The organism is Phaeobacter gallaeciensis DSM 26640, from assembly GCF_000511385.1.
Taxonomy (GTDB): Bacteria; Pseudomonadota; Alphaproteobacteria; order Rhodobacterales; family Rhodobacteraceae; genus Phaeobacter; species Phaeobacter gallaeciensis.
Genome location: NC_023137.1, coordinates 2,182,204 through 2,204,984, shown reverse-complemented (window position 1 = coordinate 2,204,984; position 22,781 = coordinate 2,182,204). Strand labels below are relative to the sequence as shown.

Genomic DNA, 22,781 nt, shown 5'->3' with positions numbered 1-22,781 from the left:
GTTGTCGTGTCCTTACTTCGGTTATTCTGCCGGGACGCTTTGTGCGCCTGGCGCACCACGTCCGGCAGCAATCAGGGTGCGGCGCGCCTGGGCATAGCTGTCTTCGGCGCCGCCTCGCAGGGCCCGCCGTTCATTGAGGATGGCTTCCACTGCATCCAGCCGGCCCGCCCGGAGGCCTGCATCAATGGTTACGCGTTCAAAGACGTCCCGCTGGGCATGGCTGCCACCGGCCAGTTGCAGCGAACCACGGCCCGTCGCCAGATATCCAAAGGCTTCGCTGTAGTTGCCTTCACCAAACGCCTCCAGTCCCAGCGCCAAACCGCATCCGGGCGTTGCCATCCGGGCATCGCTCTCACTTGCGCCGCGGCGGGCGTCGGCATGAATGCGTTGCACCAGCTGGTCGGTCTCCAGTTTGCGATCATCCCCAACCAGCGCCAGCAGATAATGCAGGTCAGCAAAGATCAGACAGCCATCCTCGGTTCTGTTGGCGCAAAGCTCGGCCAATTCTTCCCAGCGATCGCCAATGGCTACGCCTTCCAGTTCCAGCCGCATCAGCAGTGAGGTGGCGTTGGAGATATCGCGGTAATCATCCGTTTTGTCTTTGCGGATCTCATGATCATAGAGTGCCAGAACCTGCTCGGTTTGGCCTTGGTCCAAGTGCATTAGCGCTTTGTGCCACCAGACATGGTAGCGGAAATTGTTGCAATGTGCCCAAGCCTCCTCGCGCCCGGTGAGCCAGTCCAGCCCGGCGCGCGAATTGCCTGTCATGTCATGCACATGGGCCACGGCGTGCAGGCCCCAGGCATCGTCCGGGGCCATCCAGAGTGCCTGTCGACCAGTCGCCTCGGCCAGATCGTAAGCGCCCGTCTCCTCAAGCGAGAAGGCGTGACAGCCAAGCAGATATCCCCGCCCGGCATGATCAGGCGCATAAGCGGGCAACACGCGTTCGATGGACCGGCGCATGCCCGTGCTGTCACCCAGGATGAAGCGGATCGCATGGCTCAGTTTCATCGCCAGCGCATCCTCCGGATGGCTGCGTAGCACCGTCTCCATCTCGGCAATTGCAGCGGAAGGGCGTCCCTCCAGCCACGCTCCGAGTGCTGAAATGTAGTGACGCTCGCGCGGGAGGGCGCCGTCTTCGGTGGATTTGGCGGCGGCATAGGCGTCATGGGCGGCCTGCATCAGCTCTGCCCGGCCCAGCAACAATACGAACATGCCCTTGGCAGCCTGCGCCAGTGCAAATTCGGGTGCAGCCTCCAGCAGGGCGCCAAGATGTTGCGGCGCAGCGGCGGCATGCGACAGAACCCCCATCTGCACGGCGTTCCAGTTCTCAAGGGCTGCGGGGTCTGTCAGGCTGGTGTCCTGGCCAAAAATATCTTGCATCATCGTTTGTCCGATCCGTGTCAAAAACGAAAGCAGTGGCGCTTTGTCGTCGAGCCTAAAGCACGCTATCGCGTCCCGCGATGCCCGCTCGCGGTTTGGTGAAGTGGCGTGTGCAATCTCGCAGGAATAAGGAGCCAACCATGTCGATTGGCAGCGATTTCCCGCATTTTTACCTATCTGGCAAGCCCGCGTTGCCAGACTTTGGCCGAAGACCGCCAGTTTCTGTAACACTCGGCCAGATCCTGCCGGTTGCAAATCCCAGAGGAGACTGTTTTCTGCGGTTTCTTAAGGGGATAGGAGCGGAGGTCACCGCGAATCCGCCTGCGTCACCGCAGGCAGATGAAGGGTGGAGAGGTACTGTCTCGCTTAAATCGGTGTCAGCGGCTCTCTTCGGCAAAGGGGTCCGCCCCCGGTGCAAGAAGGTCGGTGCTGTCGCCACAGGTCGGTGGCGCGTGGCGATAGGTGACCGGGGTGCGTGAGAATTTCAGCGGGTTGCCGAGAAGCCTGACAGGCCCGGCAGCAGAGGTCATCTCAATTGTCATCTCGCGCGCCGCAACCTGATCGCTGGCAAAAACCTGATCCAGCGTTTGTACCGGCCCGGCAGGCACCTTGCGGGCCTCCATCGCGGCGATCACTGCGTTGGTGCTGTATTGGCGGAGAGCAGGCACCAGAATATCAGCCAGCGCATCGCGGTTCTGCAACCGCGCCGGATTGGTGGAAAAACGTGGATCCCGCGCCAGTCCATCCAGCCCGAGAAAGGACAAGAACCGGCCAAATTGTGCGTCATTGCCCACCGCCAGGATCACATGGCCATCGGAGGTTTCATAGAGTCCATATGGCACGATGCTCGGATGCTCATTGCCGCGCCGTTTCGGGGCGGTCCCTGTATTGAGGGTCGCAACACCTTCGTTGATCAGCCAGGCGATCTGTGCATCAACAAGCGCGATATCAACCTGCTGGCCCTCGCCGGTCTGCTCCTTGTGGCGCAGTGCAGCCAATATGCCGACGCAGGCATACATGCCGCACATCACATCGGCGATGCCGACACCGACCTTCATTGGCCGCCCCTCCGGTTCACCGGTCAGTGACATGATCCCGCCGTAGCCCTGTGCCATCAGATCATAGCCGGGCTTCTGCGCGTTGGGGCCGGTCTGCCCATAGCCTGAGATGGACCCATAGACGAGATGCGGAAACTCCGCATGCAGGCTGTCGTAATCAAGCCCGTATTTGGCCAGCCCGCCGGGTTTGAAGTTCTCTAGCAGAATATCGGCGTCTGCGGCGAGGCGGCGGATCATCTGTTGCCCCTCGGGGGTGGAGATATCCACCTCGACGGAACGCTTGTTGCGGTTTGCGGCCATGAAATAAGCTGAAAGATCGGATTGCTGACCCTCCGCATCGACCACATAGGGCGGTCCCCACTGGCGGGTGTCATCGCCGCCGCTCTGCGGATTTTCCACTTTCAGCACGCTGGCGCCGAGATCGCCCAGCATTTGGGTGCAGGTTGGTCCCGCCAAAATGCGGGAGAGGTCCAGCACCTTGATGCCTGTGAGGGGGCCGTGGGGCAGTTTGCCATCGGTGGTCGGATCAGATGAGCCCATCATAGGCCTCCCTGTCAAATTCTGCGGCGATCACGGTGAAATGTTTGGCCTGCTGTGCCTCATTCAGGGCGGCGCGCAGGCCCTCTCGGTCGCGAACGCGCGCACCGTTCCCACCAAAGGCCCGGCCCATGGCGGCAAAATCATGCAGGCCAAAATCAACACCGGCATTGTCGAGGCGGCGCTGGCGTTGTTTGAGATCAATGAGCGCCAGACTCGCATCGACAAAAACCACGAAAATCGGCGCCACGCCGAGTTCAGCAGCAGTAGACAACTCCCCCGCGACCATGAGGAAGCCGGCATCGCCGGAGAAGCTGACAACCGTGCGCTGCGGCTCGGCCAGTTTGCGGCCGATGGCCATCGGCACTGCGCAGCCCATGGTGCAAAGACCTGAGGATTGGATCAGCGCGCGGGGTTCATGGCAGCGCCACATCTGCGAGAGCAAAATCCGATGTGCGCCGCTGTCCGCCGTGGCAAGCGTATTGACGGGCAGGGCGGCCTGACATTCTGCGATGATCGCGGCGGGCCCCCAGTCGGCATCTGCCGCAAATGCCGCAGCAAGGGCGCCGCGAGCGGCCTCCGGCTGTCCGTCAGGCCAGTGCGCGTGTGCTTGGGCCGCATCATCCGTTAGCTGCGCGCCGATGGTCAGTGCCCGCAGGCTGGGGGCGAGGCCTGCCACAACAGTCAGGTTGGCGCTGTGCATGTAATGGGTGTTGTCTTCGGCGCAGATGTCGATCACCCGCTGGCGGCTGCAATCCCAGGCATTGCGCCAGCCTGGGCGCATCTCAATCGGGTCATAGCCCAGAGCCAGGATCAGGTCGGCTTCTTGCACCAGTGGTAGCAGGTGGCGATCCGCCAGAGGCGACAATCCGGCACCGCCAAGACACAGAGGATGATCTTCGGGCAGGATGCCCTTCGCTTTGTAGCTGGTCACAAAAGGGATCTGGTGGTGTTCAAGAAATGCCTGCAGGCTTGTCCCGGCATCTTCGGCAACGGCATCGAGGCCGATCACTGCCAGAGGGCGGTCTGCCTCCGCCAGCCATGCGCGCGCCTGCGCCAGGTCAGCGGGCTGAGGCTGCGTGGCTCTGGCAGGCGCGAGGCAGGGGCGGTGAGTGCCGGCAGGGGCATCAGCGACAGAAATCGGCACGTCGATATGCACCGGCCCGTTGCGTGGCTGAGTGGCAACGCGCACGGCCTTGTCTGCAATCACTCCGGCGGCCTCGGCATCAAGGCGGTAGCTGGCTTTGGTGATCGGGGCAAACACCGCCTGATGATCCAATACCTGATGGGTATAGGTCGCAGCCTCAACCGCATCGACGCAGCCGGTCAGCACCAGCATCGGCACGCGGTCCTGATGGGCATTTGCCACCACATTCACCCCGTTCAGGGCACCGGGGCCAAGGGTGGCGACCAGAATAACCGGCGCGCCATCGCTGTGATGCACACCTTCGCCCATGAAGCCGGCACTGTTTTCATGCTTGGCGAGGTGAAAGCTGATCCCTGCCTTGATCAGCGCGTCGACAAGGGTCAGAACCTCACCGCCTGGCATGCCAAAGGCATGACGGCATCCGGCAGCATATAGCCGCTGTGCCAGCACATCCGCTGCACGCAGTGGGGTCGCAGCAGCTGCGGTATTGGTTTCAGTCATGAAATCTGCCCTTCGTGAACCTGTCTCGCCAAATTGCCGGAACCGGGCAAGGTTGCAAGCCTCCTCACGGGGGTGTGAGCGTCAAGGTGCCGACTGCACAGCGTTTTGCGCAATGGCCTCAAGATGTTGGTCCAGCTCCGCCGCGATGTCTGCGAGCTCTTGCCCGCCCTCTGTCAGGTAGGGAGCAAAGACATGGGTGGCGGTTTTGTAGGAGAGGGTTGCCGTGGCATCTGTGTCCTCTGTGACGTACAGGCGGATCGGTGCCTCGATCATTGCGGCGGTCGAGCGGCGCAGAACCCGCACCGCGTAATCGTTGTTGAAGACACCGATCACCCGATTGCCGGGAATGGTGATGCCGCGCGCGGCAGCGGCCTTGGTCGGGCCTGCTTGGGTGACAACAGTCAGGCCCTGTGACTTAGTGGCCGTGATCACGTCGCGGACCAGCTGCGCATAAGGTTTGGTGGTGTGATGTACGGCCCAGCCAGGACGGTCGGTGAGCGGGCCTGCTGCGACGACAGCCGTCTGCAGCAGTGCGAGGCCTGTCAGGATGAGAACGGCAGTAGCGCGCTGCAGAGACATCCTGCTGAGCCGGATCAGATCCCTAATCATTGCCATGAACTCCCTCTGTTGCTGACAGCTTATGACGTCTGCAGGCGTTCTCTCGGTCACATTGTCGTGGGTCAACGCCCCGTGCCGAAGCGCGTCGGAGATCACGCCGCGCGGCGAAACCCGGTGATCAACTGGCGTAGCCCCACGGCTGCTCCGGCGAAGATCGACAGGAAGGTCACCGGCGCCGACAGCGACAACAGGGAGAACGCGCTCAGCCCCTGACCAATAGTGCAGCCCATGGCCAGCACGGCGCCAATCCCCATAATTGCGGCACCGATGATCTGGCGGCGCAGCTCTCTTGGATCATCGCAGGCTTCCCAGCGGAAATGCCCTTTGATCAGGGAGCCGATGAATGCTCCGAGCCAGACACCGCTGACCGACCCGACTGCGAAACTAATTGGGCGCAGGCTGCCGGTCATGGTCCACATGATGGTCTCTCCCAGCGGTGCTGAAAACGAATGCGAGACAATTGGAACCGCGTCAAAACCTGTTCGCGCGATATAGCTGCTGCCCGCCCAGCCGCTGACAATGGCAAGCGCCACCAGCGCCGCCCAGCCAATGGTGGCAGGGGTCTCGCGCACCTCCCGCCCCAAGATGGACAACAGCAGGATTGCCCCACCAATGGCAAAGCCGATGGGCGTGAGAGCCAGCCCGAGCTGATCGGCCAGATGATGCGCAATTCCCGCAGGCAGGTCGTCGGTGATGGGGTCCTGAAAAAAGATCAGGTTGCGAAAGGGGGCGAGGGGGCCTGATAACACGACAAAAGTGGATACCCCCATCACCAGAACAATGACAAAGCTGCGCAGATCGCCGCCGCCGAGACGTGCAATGGCGCCATACCCACACATTCCGCTGAGCGCCATCCCATAGCCAAAGAGGAGCCCGCCCGTTATTGAGGCCAGAGGCATCCAGCGGATAGCGAGGTATTGCGATTGCACCGGATCAAGCCAGCCCAGTGCAATCAATCCGAAGCTGCCAAGGATTGCCATGCCGATGGCCATGCCCCACATTCGCATACGCAAGGAGGAGCCGCCATAGAGCAGATCCTCAATCGCGCCCAAGGTGCAGAAACGACCCAGCCGCGCAGTCAGCCCCAAAAGAACGCCACCCAAGAGCCCCAGAAGGGCAGTCAGATGGGTATCGCTGATGAGATCAGTCAGGGCTTCGGGCATCAGAGGCGGGCTCCGCCGGTTTCAGGTCTGCGGGGATGGCCGGTCACGACGGCTCCGCAAACGAAACCGGAGTGGCCGGTCGCTGCGGTCAGTCGTCTTTGCAGAACAGTTCATAGACCACTTCGAGAATGCGGCGCGGGCGGTCATCCGCCAGCCGGTAGTAGATGGCCTTGCCCTCTCGACGCGGAATGACCAGACCTTCGAGGCGCAGGCGCGACAACTGCTGTGAGACAGCCGCTTGCCGCGCGGACAGCAGTTCCTCCAGTTCAGTGACCGATTTCTCACCCGATACCAGATGACACAGGATCATCAGGCGCCCCTCATGGCTGATGGCCTTCAGAAAATTCGAGGCACGGGTGGCATTGTCCACCATCGTGTCTAGATCTTCGGGATCCATATCGGCGGAAAACTGTGGCAGGGCCATGTCGGTGTTCTCTCCTGGTTCAACCATTGGTAGCCAAGGGGGCTGTGGTCTGGTCGGGGGCGCTGGGCGCGGAGCCTGTCGGTATGAAGCCGGCATGTTCTTGCAAGAGCCCAGTGATCAACGGCCAGAAGAAATCCTCTCCCGGATAACCTTCCAGTCTGGCCATCTCATGCCCGTCTTCAACGATCAAGAAGGTTGGCGTGAATGTGACCCGGCGTGACAGGGTCAGATCCTCCGGCATCGCGCGCAGATCAGCGCGGCGCAGCGGGGCAAAGCGACCTTCGGCGGTCTTGGGATAGATCGGTGCAATCTCGGCATCCCAACGCGCGCACCAGGCACAGCCGGGTTGTTCGACCATCACCAGTTCTGCAGCATCGGCCGTCTTGGCCGCAATACCCGTCGTCACCAGAAAAGCCAGCGCCGCCAGAGGCGCGCAAGCAGCGCGGCAAACGCGGCGCGGTAAGGATATCAGAGAGGGGAGGGCCATGATGTGATGGGTCTCAACAGTCTGCTGTGGGTCCGTGATGCGGTGTGGATGGGCCAAAGTCGGGCCATTGACGGCCCCGTCTGGTCGGTGTCTATATGTACTACGTAATTTGAATATGTGAATAGTACAAGTTTCACAGAGCAGACGGTGCCCTGACAATGTCACTGGATAACGTCACTGGGCGCCGCCTCGTGTGCCAGACACCTGCGACGATTTCGTTTGTGTCCGTAACTGGCCGGGTATCGCTGTGGGCGCAGATCGGTGATCGCGGTCTGAACTGCTCGAACACATAAGGTCGCAAGGGGCCCGAAAATATGCTGGAGATATCCCTGTTTGGGGCTGTGATTGCTGGGCTTTTGTCCTTCTTTACCCCCTGTGTGCTGCCAATGGTGCCGTTTTACCTGTCCTACATGGGCGGGCTCTCCATGGCCGAGTTGCGCAGCGAAGGTGACATCGCGCCGGGCGCGCAGCGCCGGCTGGTGTTGGCGTCGATCTGTTTTGCTGCTGGCGTGACCACCGTGTTTGTGCTGATGGGCATGGGCGCCACGGCGTTGGGGCAGCTGTTCGGGCAGTATCTTGATATCCTTGCCTATGGGGCGGCGGCCCTGCTGCTGGTGTTTGGCCTGCATTTCCTGGGGGTTGTGCGCATTCCGCTGCTCTACCGCGAGGCCCGCGTTGAAAGTAGTGCATCGCCTGCCACCTTCGCCGGGGCCTATCTGATGGGGCTGGCTTTCGGCTTTGGCTGGACGCCCTGTGTGGGGCCTGCTTTGGCCTCAATCCTGATGATCGCTTCTGGGATGGGGGATATCTGGCGTGGTGGGCTTTTGCTGCTGGTTTACGGTGCCGCGATGACCGCACCTTTTGTGATCGCAGCCCTGTTTGCGCGCCCCTTTCTTGGGTTTGTGGCGCGCCACCGGGCGGCCTTTGCCTGGGTGGAAAAGGGGATGGGGGTCATGTTGATCGTTTTCGCGGTGCTGATCGCGACCGGCAGCGTGCGCTATATTGCCGAGGCGATGATCCGCTGGTTTCCGGCCTTTACGAACATTGGCTGATCAGCGGTGCGCCGGGCGCCTATTGTGAACTTAAACGGGAGGATGAGAGATGAGACGATTGTGGATTGCCGTGCTGTGGTTGCTCTGCGCCGGGCCCGTTGTAGCAGCAGAGTTGGGCGATGATGGCCTGCACAAAGCCCCGTGGATGCGTGAGACCTTCAAGGATCTGCGCGAGGATCTGGAAGAGGCCAACGCCGAAGGAAAACGGCTGGTTCTGTTCTTTGAGCAGAGAGGCTGCATCTACTGTACCAAAATGCACGAGGAGGTGTTTCCTAAACCTGAGATCAGCAGCTACATCGCAGACAATTTCTTCGTTGTGCAGCTCAATCTTTATGGTGATGTGGAAGTGACGGATTTCGACGGCGAAACCCTGTCCGAGAAGGATATGGCGCGCAAATGGGGCATCCTTTTTACGCCGACTATGATGTTCTTGCCCCAAGAGGTGCCCGCGGTTCCGGCCCCTCAGGCGGCTGTATCGATCATGCCGGGGGCCTTTGGCGTTGGGACCACGCTGGATATGTTCACTTGGGTTAAGGAAGAGCGTTACGAGCTTGATAATGGAGAGGATTTTCAGCGCTATCATGCCCGTCGCATTCAGGAGCGCGATAACGGCTCTGCCGATTGAGGTGCTGCGTGCCCTGTGCCTGACATGTCAGGCAACCTGCAGCAGGTGCGTGTCAGGTGCGAGTTATGGCCTCTCTTGGGCGGGCGATATGAAACGACATAATAAAATTCAAATTACTGAATTTGATGTTGCGTAAAGGGGGTGAGGTCGCCTAGGGTAACCGCTAGCGAAGCACGCCAAAAGCGCGTGGGAGCCAATGGGAGGAAACATGAAGCAAATATCTCTGACACTGGCAGCTTGTCTGGCCGGGACAGTTGCGTTTGCCGCTGAGATCGCGCCGAAAGACGTCGGCTACGACGAAGATGGCGCCGTTGCCGCATCGCTGAGCGGTGTTGCCGGGGATGCTGCCAGTGGCGCATTGCTGGTTGGCGATAAATCCAAGGGCAATTGCGTGGCCTGCCATCAGGTGACCGCGCTGTCCGATGTGCCATTCCACGGCGAAATCGGCCCCGCGCTTGATGGTGCCGGCAGCCGCTGGAGCGAAGCGGAGCTGCGTGGCCTTGTGGCAAATGCCAAGATGACATTCGACGGCACGATGATGCCGGCCTTCTATAAGGTCGACGGCTTCACCCGTCCAGGCGACGCCTATACGGGCAAGGCCGGGGCGGAACCACTGCCGCCCATCCTGACCGCTCAGGAAATCGAAGATGTGGTCGCATTCCTTGCGACCCTGAAAGAAGACTGACGCAAAAGACCGGGATCTTTTTGCGCCATCAACGTCAAAGGAGACATACGATGGAGTTCTCACGTCGCGACACACTTGGTCTTGGCCTTGGGGCCGCTGCTATGACCATGCTGCCCCTGCGTGTCGTAGCTGCAGCCGAGGATCGGATTGCAGAGTTCACCGGTGGCGCGGATATGGCCGATACGGGCCTGACACTGACCGCGCCGGAAATCGCTGAAAATGGTAACACGGTACCGATTGCGGTCGACGCCCCCGGTGCCACCGCCATCATGATCCTGGCGACCGGTAACCCCACACCGGGCGTTGCGACCTTCGCCTTTGGCCCGCTGGCTGCCAGCCAGTCTGCCTCCACACGGATCCGCCTTGCAGGCACGCAGGACATCGTAGCTGTGGCCAAGATGGCAGACGGCAGCTTTGCCAAGGCCAGTTCCACCGTCAAGGTGACCATTGGCGGCTGCGGCGGCTAAGCGCGACCTGTCATTCAGGCTCGCCCCATAGATATCAGGAGTTTACGACATGGCATCCGGTGTAAAACCCCGCGTCAAAGTCCCCAAGAAAGCAGCCGCAGGCGAAGCGGTGACCATCAAGACGCTGATCAGCCACAAAATGGAAAGTGGCCAGCGCAAAGACAAGGAAGGCAATGTCATTCCACGGTCGATCATCAATCGCTTTACCTGCGAATTCAACGGCGAGAGTGTTGTTGATGTGACCATGGAACCTGCCATTTCCACCAACCCGTATTTCCAGTTTGATGCGACCGTCCCCGAAGCGGGCGATTTCGTCTTCACCTGGTATGACGACGACGGGTCGGTCTACACGGAGCAAAAGTCGATCGCGATCGGCTGATCCCTTCCGGATCCATAGGCAAACGCCCCGTCCGGGATGCCGGGCGGGACGACCACCCAAGGGAGGAAACAACATGAACAACAAGGCAATCACCGCAATTGCCATGGTGATGGCGCTGCCTGTCGCGGCTTATGCCGAGGCAGACGAGGACACGCTGGTCGTCAACGAAGAGATCGAAATGGTCACCAAGGCCGCTGCACCTGCCCATGTCTCTGACGCGTTGGACGAGGTGATGTCGGGCTGGCATTTCCGCTCTGACGAGACGCAGGCGCTGCAAATGGATGATTTTGACAACCCCGCGATGGTGTTTGTCGATCAGGCCATGGACACTTGGTCCAAGGTTGAGGGCACTGCGGAGAAATCCTGCGCATCCTGTCACGACGACGTCGAGGAAAGCATGGCGGGTGTCCGCGCGGTCTATCCCAAATGGAACGAGGACGCAGGCGAGATCCGCACCCTTGCGATGCAGATCAATGACTGCCGTGAAAACCAGATGGGCGCCGAGACGTGGAAATACACTGGTGGTAAAATGGCGGCCATGGAGGCTCTGATTTCAGTGCAATCGCGTGGCATGCCGGTGAATGTGGCCATAGACGGTCCCGCCCAGTCCACCTGGGAGCAGGGCAAAGAGCTCTACTACACCCGCACGGGTCAGCTGGAACTCTCCTGCGCCAATTGCCATGAGGACAACTATGGCAACATGATCCGCGCCGACCACTTGAGCCAGGGGCAGATCAATGGTTTCCCGGTGTACCGCCTGAAGAACACCAAGTTGAACACCGCCCATGCTCGCTTCAAAGGCTGTGTGCGTGATACCCGCGCCGAGACTTACAAGCCGGGCTCAGCGGAATTTGTTGCGCTGGAACTTTATGTTGCGTCGCGTGGCAATGGGCTGTCGGTTGAGGCGCCTTCCGTTCGGAACTGATCCCCGTCGCCCCGTGTCAGAGATGATACGGGGCGCGGTTTCACTTATTTTATTCAAACATGCGAATATGTCGTATGTCTCAGTAGGAAGATGAACCTATGATCTCGCGGCGTGATTTCTTGCAGGTCTCGATGGCAGCCTCTGCGCTGGTTGGTGCCTCCGGTTTTGGCCATTGGGGGCGGTTGGCCGCCCAGCAGAAGCTGACACAGGATCAGCTTTTGCAGTTTGACACCTATGGCAATATCAGCCTGATCCATGTCACCGATATTCATGCGCAGCTGAAGCCGATCTATTTCCGCGAACCGTCGATCAATCTGGGCGTTGGCGAGAACAAGGGCCATGTGCCTCACATCACTGGTGCGGACTTCCGCAAGGTTTATGGGATCGCCGATGGCAGCCCCTCGGCCTACGCGCTGACCTACAATGATTTTGCGTCGCTTGCGCAGGGCTATGGCCGGGTCGGTGGGCTGGACCGGGTGGCCACCATCATCAATGCGATCCGCGCCGACCGCCCCGATGCGCTGCTGCTGGATGGTGGCGATACCTGGCATGGTTCCTATACCTGTCATCACACCGAAGGCCAGGATATGGTCAATGTGATGAACGCGCTGAAGCCGGACGCGATGACTTTCCACTGGGAATTCACGCTGGGTTCGGACCGGGTGAATGAGATTGTTGAGGGACTGCCATTCGCGGCCCTTGGCCAGAATATCTTTGATGCGGAATGGGATGAACCGGCTGAGCTGTTCAAACCTTATAAGTTCTTCGACCGTGGTGGTGCGAAGGTCGCCGTGATCGGTCAGGCCTTCCCCTATATGCCGATTGCAAACCCCGGCTGGATGTTCCCGGAATACTCCTTCGGGATCCGTGATGAGCATATGCAGGAGATGGTGGACGAGGTGCGTGCCGCAGGTGCGGATGTTGTCGTGGTGCTGTCCCACAACGGGTTTGACGTAGATAAGAAAATGGCCGGCGTGGTTAGCGGCATCGACGTGATCCTGTCGGGTCATACCCATGATGCGCTGCCGGAGCCGGTGCTGATTGGTCAGACCCATATCATCGCCTCTGGCTCCAACGGGAAATTTGTTTCTCGCGTTGATCTTGACGTGCGTGACGGTCAGTTGATGGGGCTGCGGCATAAGCTGATCCCGGTGTTCTCCGACGTGATTGCGCCCGATCCGGTGATCAGCCAGCTGATTGACGATCAGCGCGCGCCCTATGCGTCAGAGCTGGCAGAAGTGGTCGGCCAGACTGATGAGCTTTTGTATCGGCGCGGCAACTTCAACGGCACATGGGATGATCTGATCTGTGATGCCCTGTTGAGCGAGCGGGAGGCCGATATCGCCCTGTCGCCCGGTGTGCGCTGGGGGCCGTCCTTGTTGCCGGGCGATGATATCACCCGCGAGGATATCTGGAACGTCACCTCCATGAGTTACGGTGCGGCCTATCGCAATGAGATGACTGGCGAATTCCTCAAGGTGGTGATGGAAGACGTGGCCGACAACATCTTCAACCCTGATCCCTATTACCAGCAGGGCGGCGATATGGTGCGGGTTGGCGGCATGGGCTACCACATTGATATTACCAAGCCCCAGGGCGAGCGGATCAGCAATATGACGCTGCTGAAAACCGGCGAGGCGATTGATCCGGCCAAGACCTACATCGTTGCTGGTTGGGCCAGTGTGAATGAGGGCACCGAAGGCCCGCAGATCTGGGATGTGGTTGAAAACCATATTCGCAAGATGGGCACCGTTACCTTGTCCCCGAATACATCCGTGCAGGTGTCGGGCGCTTAAGCCCGGCATCCGCCAAAATTTTTTGCGCTGATGAATTCACGAAAGTGAATTTTTCGATGTAAGGAGAAACCAGATATGACTGACAAACCCAAGCAAGCCAGCCCCTCGCGTCGCCAGTTTCTGGCCGGTGCTGCGGCGGTTGGGGCAGGGGCTGTGGCAGGGCGCCCTGCTGAGGCTGTGACGCCGGATCCGCTGATCACCGAGGTTCAGGACTGGGCGTCCGGGCTGGGCGATGGGGTGGATGCCACCGCCTATGGGCTGCCGATCGAATATGAAAGCGACGTTGTGCGCCGCAATGTGGAATGGCTGACAGCGGATACCATCTCGTCAATCAATTTTACGCCCATTCACGCGCTGGACGGCACGATTACGCCGCAGGGCTGCGCTTTTGAACGCCACCACTCCGGCGCGATTGAGTTGCACAAGGAAGACTACCGGCTGATGATCAATGGGCTGGTCGATACCCCTTTGGTGTTCACCTATGCGGATCTCGAACGGTTCCCGCGCGAAAACCGGGTCTACTTCTGTGAGTGTGCGGCGAACTCGGGCATGGAATGGGCCGGGGCGCAGCTCAATGGCGCGCAGTTCACCCACGGTATGATCCACAATATGGAGTATTCCGGCGTGTCTCTGCGCACCCTGTTGGAGGAGGCCGGGGTCAATCCAAAGGGCAAATGGGTCTATGTGGAGGGGGCGGATGCCTCCTCAAACGGGCGTTCCATCCCGCTGGAAAAGGCGATGGACGACGTGTTGGTGGCATTCAAGGCCAATGGCGAGGCGCTGCGCAAGGAACATGGCTACCCTGTCCGCCTCGTGGTACCGGGCTGGGAAGGCAATATGTGGATCAAATGGCTGCGCCGGATTGAGGTGATGGAGGGACCGGTTGAAAGCCGAGAAGAGACCTCGAAATACACCGATACGCTTGCCGATGGTACCAGCCGTAAATGGACCTGGGAGATGGATGCGAAATCCGTTGTCACCAGCCCCAGCCCGCAATCGCCCATTACACACGGTAAGGGACCGCTGGTGATCACTGGTCTGGCCTGGTCTGGCCGTGGTGCGATCACCGGGGTTGATGTGTCGGTAGATGGCGGCAAGAGCTGGCAGGAGGCACGTCTGGCGGCTCCCGGCACTGACAAGGCGCTGACGCGGTTTTATCTCGATACCAATTGGGACGGCTCTGAAATGCTGCTGCAAAGCCGGGCGCGCGATGCGTCGGGCTATGTGCAGCCGACCAAGGCGCAGCTGCGCGAGGTACGCGGTCTCAATTCAATCTATCACAACAATGCCATCCAGACCTGGTGGGTCAAGGCAAGTGGGGAGGCGGAAAATGTCGAAGTTTCCTAAGTTTATTGCGGCAACATCGGTTGCGTTGGCGCTGGCGGTCCCTGCTGCTGCGGAAAAATTCGGCCTTGGCCGTCCGGCTTTGCCGGAAGAAATCGCGGCCTGGGATCTGGATGTCTCGCCCGATGGCACCGGCCTGCCCAAAGGCTCAGGTGATGTCTTCACCGGCGAGGAGGTCTTTGCCGAGAAATGCGCGGTCTGCCATGGCGACTTTGCCGAAGGTGTCGGCAATTGGCCCAAACTGGCGGGTGGGCAGGACACCCTTGATCATGATGACCCGCTGAAAACCGTGGGCAGCTACTGGCCCTATCTGTCGACCACCTGGGACTATGTGAACCGGTCTATGCCGTTTGGCGATGCGCAGTCGCTGACCCCGGATGAGGTCTATGCCATCGTGGCCTATATCCTCTATTCCAACGATCTGGTGGATGATGAATTTGTGCTGTCGGATGCGACCTTCGCCGATGTGGAGCTTCCCAATGTGGAGGGCTTCATCTTGGATGACCGGCTGGAGGCGGAGAAGCATTTCTGGAACCCGGAGCCTTGCATGGAGAACTGCAAGGACAGCGTCGAAATCACCATGCGCGCCATGGTGCTGGATGTAACGCCCGAGGAAGATCGGGCCGAAGCACTCGCCGACGTCGAACCGGTTGAGGACACCGCAGCCGAGCAACCCGCAGAAGTCCCTGCCGAAGTCGTTGTTGCCTTGGACCCGGAACTGGTCGCCAAGGGCGAGAAGACCTTTCGTAAATGCAAGTCCTGCCACCAGATCGGGGAGGGCGCGAAATCGAAAACCGGTCCGATCCTGAACGGGATCATTGGCGCGCCGGCGGCCCATGTTGAGGGGTTCCGCTACTCAAAAGCGATGAAAGCCGCTGCCGAGGATGGCTTGGTCTGGGACGAGGCGGAACTCGCCGCGTTTCTTGCCAAGCCGAAGAAATACATGAAGGGCACCAAGATGTCCTTTGCCGGCCTGAAGAAAGAGGCCGAGATTGAAGCGGTGATTGCCTATCTGAAATCGGCAGCTGCTGAGTAACCCGTATGGGTGGATCTACGCCCTGACATGGACACCCCCGCGACCGGATGGTGCGGGGGTGTTTTCTTGTCTGGTAGGTAAGGATTGCCATTGCCCGCGGCTATGCCCTTGTTTTGAGATCTGCTTTCGGATACTCACGCCGGTTCTTTCTGAGCGACAGGTGCCCGACATGACCCATCCAAATACTCTTGGCATTGACTTTGGCACCTCCAATTCGGCGGCGGGCGTTGCTGTCAACGGGCGGCCCTGGCTGGTTGAGGTGGAGCCTGGGGAAACCACGCTGCCGACGGCGGTGTTCTTTGACCTCGACAAACGCCGGATGACCATTGGCCGTCCGGCCACGCGCGCCTTGATCAATGGGGAGGAGGGGCGATTCATGCGCGCCCTCAAAAGCCTGCTGGGCACCCCATTAATGCATGAAAAACGGCGGCTGAACGGTGAGCTGGTCGATTTCGTGACCGTGATCGCGCGTTTTCTGGCGGAGCTGAAAACACGGGCAGAGTCCGCCACCGGTCAGACCTTCACCCATGCGCTCTCTGGCCGCCCGGTGTTGTTCCACAGCAAGGATGCGGGCCGCAACGCGCAGGCAGAGGTGGATCTGCGCGCCTGTTATCTGGCGGCGGGGTTTGAGGATGTGCGCTTCATGCTGGAACCCGAGGCGGCCTTGAGGTCGGCCCGCGCACAATCCGGCATCGGGCTGATTGTCGATATCGGCGGCGGCACCTCGGATTTCACCGCGTTTGAGCAAACCACCGAGGGCACGACCCGCATTCTGGCCTCCCATGGTGTGCGCCTTGGGGGAACAGATTTTGACCGACAACTGAGCATTGATTACGTTATGCCGCTTTTGGGGCGGGGCAGCGCTATTCGCAACAGCTTCGGCGGTGGCAGCCTGCCTGCACCCAATCGGTTGTTCAACGATCTGGCAACCTGGCAGATGATCCCATTCCTCTATGCTGCGGATAGCCGTCGCGCCGCACAGGATCTGGCGCGCAATGCCGAGGAGCCGGAAAAACTGGCGCGCTTGGTATCTGTGCTGGAGGATGAACTGGGCCACGACCTCGCCTTCGCCGTCGAGCGGGGCAAGATTGCGGTCAACCAGCCGGGTGAGCGCAGCGCAGTGATTGATCTGAAAGTGCTCGAACGGGGCCTGTCGGTGCCGTTGAACACCAGTGATCTTGAGCAAAGCCTGAGCGGTGATATTGCCGAGGTTGCGGCCTGCGCGCGCGAAACCCTGCAGCGTGCGGATCTACGCGCAGATCAGGTTTCGCGGGTGGTGCTGGTGGGCGGCTCAGCCCTGTTGAGAGGGGTTCAGCAGCAGATGCAGCAGCTTTGCCCTGAGGCTGAGCTCTACACCGAGAATGCGATGACGGCGGTGGCGGATGGTCTGGCGCTGGCTGCAGGCAGTGCCTTTGTCTGAGCGACGAGAAGGCCATCAACGCGCAAGGGGAAAAACGCAAATCCTGTGACTGGTTTTGATGCGGAAATCCGCTAGACTGAAAACCCAGTTCCCAAGCGTTGGACCCCGGTTTTTATGATTTTCCAGTTGTTTCGTAGATCTCTCTCACATTCTGCCAGGGCTAATACCGGCAAAGAAACAGTGCAGCGGCGGGTAGGGCGACGGTTAGCCGCTACTCTATCTGCGGCGCTACTGTGTGGTTTGCCGTACACCGCTATGGCCGCGACCTGCGGCAATACCTCTGCCGGATTTGACAGCTGGAAACGCGACTTCGCCGTTGAGGCCAAGCGGGCAGGCGTGCGCCAAGCCGGGCTGAACGCGCTGGCCAACACAACCTATGCCCGTCGCACCATCGCCGCCGACCGCAACCAGAAGAGCTTTCGGTATTCTCTTGAGAAATTCATGCAGATCCGGGGTGCCAATACGATCATCGCGCAGGGGCGCAAGCGTAAGGCGCGCAATGCTGAGTTCTTTGCCGCACTGGAACGCAAATACGGGGTGCCTGCTGGAATTCTGATTGCCATCCACGGTATGGAAACCGCCTTTGGCAACTACATGGGGGACAGTCAGGTGGTCTCTGCCATCGTGACACTGACCTATGATTGCCGCCGCTCCGAGTTCTTCAAGCCCCATGCGATTGGCGCGCTGAAACTGGTGGATCGTGGCGCGATCACCGGCGCGACCAAAGGGGCCAAACATGGCGAGCTGGGCCATACTCAGTTTTTGCCCGGCAATGCGCTGAACTATGGTGTCGACTGGGACGGCAACGGGCGTGTGGATTTCTACAACATGGGCGATGCGCTGGCTTCAACTGCCTATTTTCTGCGCAAGAAAGGCTGGAAGCCGGGACGTGGCTATCAGCAGGGCGAGCCGAATTATAAGGTCCTGAAACAATGGAATGCGGCGACGGTCTACCAGCAGTCCTTGGCAATCATGGGGCGCAAGATCGACGGCTGACTGGGCCAAATAATAGCTGTTACCGCAAGGTCTGTTTAGTTCCAGCCTTTGCGGAAGAAATGTGGGCTGGCGCCGAATTTGCGTTTGAACTGGCGCGAAAAATGCGTGGCACTGTTGAACCCGGACGCCAGCGCGATCTCCGTGACGGACATCGATGTTTCATTCATCAGCGCAAACGCATGGCTGAGGCGCATGTCAAAATAGACATGCATCGGACTTTGATCCAGATAACGGGCAAACAGCCGTTCCAGCTGGCGGCGCGAAATGTCCAGCCGATCACACAGCTCCCCGATGGACAGCGGTTCCTCAATCGATTCCTGCATCAGTTGCAGCGCATTCAACAAGCGCTGATTGCGGCTGCCAATGGCAACAGCATAGTTGGATTTCTGCGGCGTACTCTGACCGCCGGTGCGCACATGCAGGCACATATCGGCCACGATGATCGCCAACTGCTTGCCGTGGCGGTCTTCGATCAGGTTCAGCATCATATCCGTGGCTGCATTGCCGCCGCCACAGGTCATCAGCGTATCGCTGATCTCAAAGATACGTGGGGAGGGCAGTAAATCCGGGTAGCGTTCGACAAACCCGGGCTGGTTTTCCCAATGGAGGGTGAAGCGATGCTCGCCCAGAAGTCCAGCCTGCGCCAGAGCAAAGGCGCCGGTGCAGATCCCGCCGATGGAGCGGCCAAAACGGCGTTCGCGTCTGAGCCAGTTCAGCACCGCGTCGCTAGCGGCATTTTGCGGCTCCACACCGGAGCAGACAAAGGCCAGGGCGTCCCCCGGCAGCGGTCCCATCGGCAGATCGGGGGTGATGGTCATCCCATTGGAACATTGGATTGGCGCGCCGTCGGGCGTCATCACATACCAGCGATAGAGCTGTGTGTTGGTGACCTGATTGGCAATGCGCAGTGGTTCAACAGCAGCCGCAATGGGCAACATGGTCGCCTTAGGTAACAACAGGAAATAGAAATCCTGAGGCTCCCCGTCAAAAGGGATGGTCAGATTGGCCGAAGCCCCTTTTTGCACAAAATAATCATCGATCATGTGGGGAACCTGTAACACGCCGGTTTCGGTTGGGTCTGTGATCTATGCTAGTTAACTCCGATCTACGGTTTGCATCCAACGGTTTGCGACGGCGAGACAGCGGTTTTCGACGCCGACAGGACTGTTTGCGCCATCGCCGCCGCCCGTCCAGGGGTGACCACAGCGGAAAGCAAAAACAATCGCCGCCCCTTGCAGCCCAAATGTGCCGGCACTAAGACTCAGGTAATACTCAGTCGGCTATGATGCCGACACAATCCAAAGCAGGCAGGTCAATATGGTCGATCCAAGAGAAACATACATGAACACGCTGGTGCCGATGGTGGTGGAACAGACCAGCCGCGGCGAACGCGCCTATGATATCTTTTCCCGCCTGCTGAAGGAGCGGATCATTTTTCTGAATGGTCCGGTCCACGACGGGATGAGCTCGCTCATCGTTGCACAGCTGCTGCACCTTGAAGCGGAAAACCCGTCGAAAGAGATTTCGATGTATATCAACAGCCCCGGCGGCGTTGTGACCTCCGGCCTGTCGATCTATGACACAATGCAGTACATCAAGCCGAAGGTTTCGACGCTGGTGATTGGTCAGGCGGCCTCCATGGGATCGCTCCTTTTGACCGCTGGCGAGGCCGGGATGCGCTTCTCGCTGCCCAACAGCCGCGTGATGGTACACCAGCCCTCAGGTGGCTTTCAGGGACAGGCGACGGATATAATGATCCACGCCGAGGAGACGCTGAAGCTGAAGAAGCGCCTGAATGAGATCTACGTCAAGCACACCGGTCAGGAATATGACAAGATCGTTGACGCGCTGGAGCGTGACAACTTCATGTCGCCTGAGGATGCAAAAGACTTCGGTCTGATCGACGAAATTGTCGAAAACCGCAGCAAGCTGGACCAAGAGGACAGCTGATCCACGGTGTGAGCTGACAAGTGTGCCCTGTCATCATCGGGGCACACTTTGCGATTGTGGCGGCTGTGCCGGTGGCATAAGCTGCCAATATTACGGGTGGCGCAGGAGGCGCATGCACGCCCCGGACGGAAAGGTAGACCATGGCAACGAACTCAAGCGGCGACAGCAAGAACACGCTATATTGCAGCTTCTGCGGCAAGAGCCAGCATGAGGTGCGCAAGCTAATTGCGGGCCCAACCGTGTTCATCTGCGACGAATGCGTCGAATTGTGCATGGACATCATCCGCGAAGAGACGAAGGCCTCTGGCCTGAAATCCACCGACGGTGTGCCCACGCCAAAAGACATCTGCGAAGTTCTGGACGACTATGTGATCGGTCAGGCCATGGCCAAGCGGGTGCTGTCGGTTGCGGTGCACAACCACTACAAACGCCTGAATCACGCACAGAAAGCCGGTTCGGATATCGAATTGTCGAAATCCAATATCTTGTTGATCGGTCCTACTGGTTGCGGCAAGACGCTGCTGGCGCAGACGCTGGCGCGGATCCTGGATGTGCCCTTCACGATGGCCGATGCCACCACCCTCACTGAGGCGGGGTATGTCGGTGAAGACGTGGAGAACATCATTCTGAAGCTGTTGCAGGCGTCGGAATATAACGTCGAGCGCGCACAGCGCGGCATTGTCTATATTGACGAGGTCGACAAGATCACCCGCAAGTCAGAAAACCCCTCTATCACCCGCGATGTGTCGGGCGAGGGTGTACAGCAAGCCCTGCTGAAACTGATGGAGGGCACCGTTGCCTCCGTGCCGCCACAGGGCGGGCGCAAGCATCCGCAGCAGGAATTCCTGCAAGTTGACACCACCAATATCTTGTTCATCTGTGGTGGCGCTTTTGCCGGTCTGGACAAGATCATCAAACAGCGCGGTAAAGGCTCTGCTATGGGCTTTGGTGCGGATGTGCGGGATGACAGCGACGCGGGCGTTGGTGAGACCTTCAAGGATCTGGAGCCGGAAGATCTGCTGAAATTCGGTCTGATCCCGGAATTCGTCGGCCGCCTGCCGGTACTGGCAACGCTGGAAGATCTGGATGAGGACGCGCTGATCACCATTTTGACCAAGCCGAAGAATGCTCTGGTCAAACAGTATCAACGTCTGTTCGAGCTGGAAGACACCGAGTTGGACTTCACCGAGGAAGCCCTGAGCGCGATTGCGAACAAAGCGATTGAACGTAAAACCGGTGCGCGCGGTCTGCGCTCAATTCTGGAAGATATCCTGCTCAACACCATGTTTGAGTTGCCAGGAATGGACAGCGTCGAAAAAGTGGTCGTGAATGAAGAGGCCGTGACCTCCGATGCGCAGCCGCTGATGATCCACGCAGACGCTGAAAAAGAGCCGGCCACAGCGGGCTGAACTTAAAGGCGACACGTGTTTAACACGTGACGATTGATTTCAGGCGGCGCAGGGAAACCTGCGTCGTCTTTCTATGTCGAAGGGCAGTTTTGATGATCAAACGTATCTCCTCAGGTGGTGAATTTGAGGCCAAGATTGGTTACTGCCGCGCGGTGGTCGCGGGCGGGTTTGTGCATGTCGCTGGGACCGTGGGGCAGGGGGATGACGTGGTCGCGCAATGCAAATCGGCGCTCGACACCGTTGCTGCTGCCTTGGCTGAGACCGGCAGCAGTTTCGCCGATGTGGTGCGGGTGAATTACTACCTGCCGGACCGGGCAGAATTCGAACCCTGCTGGCCGTTGTTGGCGCAGACCTTTGGTGACAATCCGCCGGCGGCCACGATGATTGAATGCGGGTTGATCGACCCCAAATTTCGGATCGAGATCGAAGTGACAGCGCTGGCGCGGGGCTGAGGGGAACTCTGACACGCGAGCGGGGTGTTAGAATTGAAATGTCTGCATCGGTGCGGTTTCCTTGCGCCGTCGCTCCATCAACTGCTCCAATTCGCTTTTCTCCGGCTCGGTATCCAGCCCCAGCATGTGTTTCGCGGCTTTCAGTGTTTTGTCTCTCATCTGCTGCCAGTCTCCTCCTTCGGGTTTGGCAACGCTGATCGTCTTTGCCCCCCGGTGGACGCGGTTGCCGAGGGTCATCAGGTTGGTCACTTGCAAGAGATCCAGAACCGCAACAGTGACGATAAGGGTCGCGACAAGAGAAAGGATGAAACGCACGCGCGGCCTCGCTATCGGATGTTAAGATTTCGAGGTCAACATGAGCCGCAATTGTGGCCCGAGTGTGCAATTGTCCAAGAAGTTTTGCGACAATCCCCACGGGCGGGTGCGGCGTGTCTGGACCTTGGCGGCAAATTGCGCCATATCAGAAGCGAAATTTTCGGAGGAACCGATGGGAATCCTGAACTCTCTCTTGCGGGCCGTAACCTGGTGGAACGGCTCGACCTTGAATACGCGTATTTTCACCGCCCGTAAGGGGCTCAAGGTGGGCGAAGACGATCAGGGCAACGTGTTTTACCGCAATGCCGATGACAGCAAGCGCTGGGTGATGTTCAACGGTGAGGTTGAGGCCTCCCGTATTGGCGCGGATTGGCACGGCTGGCTACACCGCACCTTTGACGAAGTCCCGTCGGAAAAACCGCTTGCGCATAAATCCTGGGAAAAGCCGCATCAGGAAAACCTGACCGGCACCATGCTGGCCTATGCGCCGGCCGGGTCGATCCGGGCCGCAGGCGCCCCGAAGGAACGCAGCGACTATGAGGCGTGGTCGCCGGAATAAGTCCGGCCTATCCATGTGAGACAGCAGCGCCGGGAGATGGCGCTGATCGGTTG

The 22,781-nt window shown here is 59.4% G+C and carries 24 protein-coding genes; 15 read left to right on the top strand and 9 right to left on the bottom strand.

The genetic code is table 11. The annotated features are described in order from the left end of the window. Positions 1-21: 21 nt before the first annotated feature. The 7 genes from GAL_RS10600 to GAL_RS10570 all read right to left on the bottom strand — a co-directional run bounded on the left by GAL_RS10600 (position 22) and on the right by GAL_RS10570 (position 7,318). The gene (locus GAL_RS10600) at positions 22-1,386 is read right to left on the bottom strand and encodes a tetratricopeptide repeat protein (RefSeq protein ID WP_024097579.1); all 1,365 of its coding nucleotides are present in this window, start codon (positions 1,384-1,386) and stop codon (positions 22-24) included. 374 nt (positions 1,387-1,760) lie between these two features. Then, positions 1,761-2,981: a CaiB/BaiF CoA transferase family protein gene (locus GAL_RS10595; protein ID WP_024097577.1), complete on the bottom strand. Its 1,221-nt coding sequence runs from the start codon at positions 2,979-2,981 to the stop codon at positions 1,761-1,763. Beyond that, on the bottom strand, positions 2,968-4,626 hold the full coding sequence (locus tag GAL_RS10590) for a thiamine pyrophosphate-binding protein (protein ID WP_024097576.1): 1,659 nt from the start codon (positions 4,624-4,626) through the stop codon (positions 2,968-2,970). The genes GAL_RS10595 and GAL_RS10590 overlap by 14 nt, the downstream gene beginning before the upstream one ends. A gap of 81 nt (positions 4,627-4,707) precedes the next feature. Beyond that, positions 4,708-5,235, bottom strand: a complete 528-nt coding sequence (locus GAL_RS10585; RefSeq protein ID WP_024097575.1) for a DUF302 domain-containing protein — start codon at positions 5,233-5,235, stop codon at positions 4,708-4,710. 101 nt (positions 5,236-5,336) lie between these two features. Continuing rightward, a complete protein-coding gene (locus GAL_RS10580; RefSeq protein ID WP_024097574.1) occupies positions 5,337-6,407 on the bottom strand; it encodes a YeeE/YedE family protein in 1,071 nt (356 codons plus the stop codon). An 88-nt stretch (positions 6,408-6,495) separates the two neighbouring features. Continuing rightward, complete coding sequence (locus tag GAL_RS10575; RefSeq protein WP_014874364.1) at positions 6,496-6,831, bottom strand: ArsR/SmtB family transcription factor; 336 nt, start codon at positions 6,829-6,831, stop codon at positions 6,496-6,498. A 19-nt stretch (positions 6,832-6,850) separates the two neighbouring features. Next, positions 6,851-7,318, bottom strand: coding sequence for a thioredoxin domain-containing protein (locus GAL_RS10570; RefSeq protein WP_024097573.1), 468 nt, complete (start codon positions 7,316-7,318; stop codon positions 6,851-6,853). A 314-nt stretch (positions 7,319-7,632) separates the two neighbouring features. On the opposite strand from GAL_RS10570, the gene GAL_RS10565 reads away from it, so the two are divergent. The 11 genes from GAL_RS10565 (at position 7,633) to GAL_RS10515 (ending at position 18,043) form a co-directional block, all read left to right on the top strand. After that, a complete protein-coding gene (locus GAL_RS10565; protein WP_024097572.1) occupies positions 7,633-8,370 on the top strand; it encodes a cytochrome c biogenesis CcdA family protein in 738 nt (245 codons plus the stop codon). Positions 8,371-8,419: 49 nt separating this feature from the next. Continuing rightward, complete coding sequence (locus tag GAL_RS10560) at positions 8,420-8,995, top strand: thioredoxin family protein (RefSeq protein ID WP_024097571.1); 576 nt, start codon at positions 8,420-8,422, stop codon at positions 8,993-8,995. 208 nt (positions 8,996-9,203) lie between these two features. Next, positions 9,204-9,680: a sulfur oxidation c-type cytochrome SoxX gene (soxX, locus tag GAL_RS10555; protein ID WP_024097570.1), complete on the top strand. Its 477-nt coding sequence runs from the start codon at positions 9,204-9,206 to the stop codon at positions 9,678-9,680. A gap of 50 nt (positions 9,681-9,730) precedes the next feature. Beyond that, complete coding sequence (gene soxY, locus GAL_RS10550) at positions 9,731-10,147, top strand: thiosulfate oxidation carrier protein SoxY (protein ID WP_024097569.1); 417 nt, start codon at positions 9,731-9,733, stop codon at positions 10,145-10,147. A 49-nt stretch (positions 10,148-10,196) separates the two neighbouring features. Further along, positions 10,197-10,526 (top strand): thiosulfate oxidation carrier complex protein SoxZ, encoded by a 330-nt coding sequence (gene soxZ, locus GAL_RS10545; RefSeq protein ID WP_014874370.1) that lies wholly within the window; start codon positions 10,197-10,199, stop codon positions 10,524-10,526. A gap of 73 nt (positions 10,527-10,599) precedes the next feature. After that, positions 10,600-11,451, top strand: a complete 852-nt coding sequence (gene soxA, locus GAL_RS10540; protein ID WP_024097568.1) for a sulfur oxidation c-type cytochrome SoxA — start codon at positions 10,600-10,602, stop codon at positions 11,449-11,451. 98 nt (positions 11,452-11,549) lie between these two features. Further along, a complete protein-coding gene (soxB, locus tag GAL_RS10535) occupies positions 11,550-13,247 on the top strand; it encodes a thiosulfohydrolase SoxB (RefSeq protein ID WP_024097567.1) in 1,698 nt (565 codons plus the stop codon). Between the two features lie 75 nt (positions 13,248-13,322). Next, positions 13,323-14,594: a sulfite dehydrogenase gene (gene soxC, locus GAL_RS10530; RefSeq protein WP_024097566.1), complete on the top strand. Its 1,272-nt coding sequence runs from the start codon at positions 13,323-13,325 to the stop codon at positions 14,592-14,594. Next, positions 14,578-15,627, top strand: coding sequence for a c-type cytochrome (locus tag GAL_RS10525; protein ID WP_024097565.1), 1,050 nt, complete (start codon positions 14,578-14,580; stop codon positions 15,625-15,627). Before soxC ends, GAL_RS10525 begins: the two co-directional genes overlap by 17 nt. A gap of 169 nt (positions 15,628-15,796) precedes the next feature. Then, positions 15,797-17,047 (top strand): Hsp70 family protein, encoded by a 1,251-nt coding sequence (locus tag GAL_RS10520; RefSeq protein WP_024097564.1) that lies wholly within the window; start codon positions 15,797-15,799, stop codon positions 17,045-17,047. A gap of 255 nt (positions 17,048-17,302) precedes the next feature. Continuing rightward, positions 17,303-18,043: a lytic murein transglycosylase gene (locus GAL_RS10515; protein ID WP_244462757.1), complete on the top strand. Its 741-nt coding sequence runs from the start codon at positions 17,303-17,305 to the stop codon at positions 18,041-18,043. Positions 18,044-18,078: 35 nt separating this feature from the next. Here the strand turns inward: GAL_RS10515 and GAL_RS10510 are convergent, their stop codons facing one another. Further along, on the bottom strand, positions 18,079-19,086 hold the full coding sequence (locus GAL_RS10510) for a GlxA family transcriptional regulator (RefSeq protein ID WP_024097562.1): 1,008 nt from the start codon (positions 19,084-19,086) through the stop codon (positions 18,079-18,081). A 274-nt stretch (positions 19,087-19,360) separates the two neighbouring features. Between GAL_RS10510 and GAL_RS10505 the strand changes: the two genes are divergently transcribed. The 3 genes from GAL_RS10505 (at position 19,361) to GAL_RS10495 (ending at position 21,854) form a co-directional block, all read left to right on the top strand. Continuing rightward, positions 19,361-19,993 (top strand): ATP-dependent Clp protease proteolytic subunit, encoded by a 633-nt coding sequence (locus GAL_RS10505; protein WP_024097561.1) that lies wholly within the window; start codon positions 19,361-19,363, stop codon positions 19,991-19,993. A gap of 140 nt (positions 19,994-20,133) precedes the next feature. Further along, positions 20,134-21,402, top strand: a complete 1,269-nt coding sequence (clpX, locus tag GAL_RS10500; protein ID WP_024097560.1) for an ATP-dependent Clp protease ATP-binding subunit ClpX — start codon at positions 20,134-20,136, stop codon at positions 21,400-21,402. A 92-nt stretch (positions 21,403-21,494) separates the two neighbouring features. After that, positions 21,495-21,854 carry a RidA family protein gene (locus GAL_RS10495; RefSeq protein ID WP_024097559.1) on the top strand — a complete coding sequence of 120 codons (360 nt, stop codon included), beginning with the start codon at positions 21,495-21,497 and terminating at the stop codon, positions 21,852-21,854. 27 nt (positions 21,855-21,881) lie between these two features. Here GAL_RS10495 and GAL_RS10490 read toward each other — a convergent pair whose 3' ends face one another. Next, positions 21,882-22,169, bottom strand: a complete 288-nt coding sequence (locus GAL_RS10490; protein WP_024097558.1) for a hypothetical protein — start codon at positions 22,167-22,169, stop codon at positions 21,882-21,884. 172 nt (positions 22,170-22,341) lie between these two features. Here GAL_RS10490 and GAL_RS10485 point away from each other — a divergent pair, with 172 nt between their 5' ends. After that, a complete protein-coding gene (locus GAL_RS10485; protein ID WP_014874382.1) occupies positions 22,342-22,728 on the top strand; it encodes an NADH:ubiquinone oxidoreductase subunit NDUFA12 in 387 nt (128 codons plus the stop codon). The last annotated feature ends 53 nt before the right edge of the window (positions 22,729-22,781 follow it).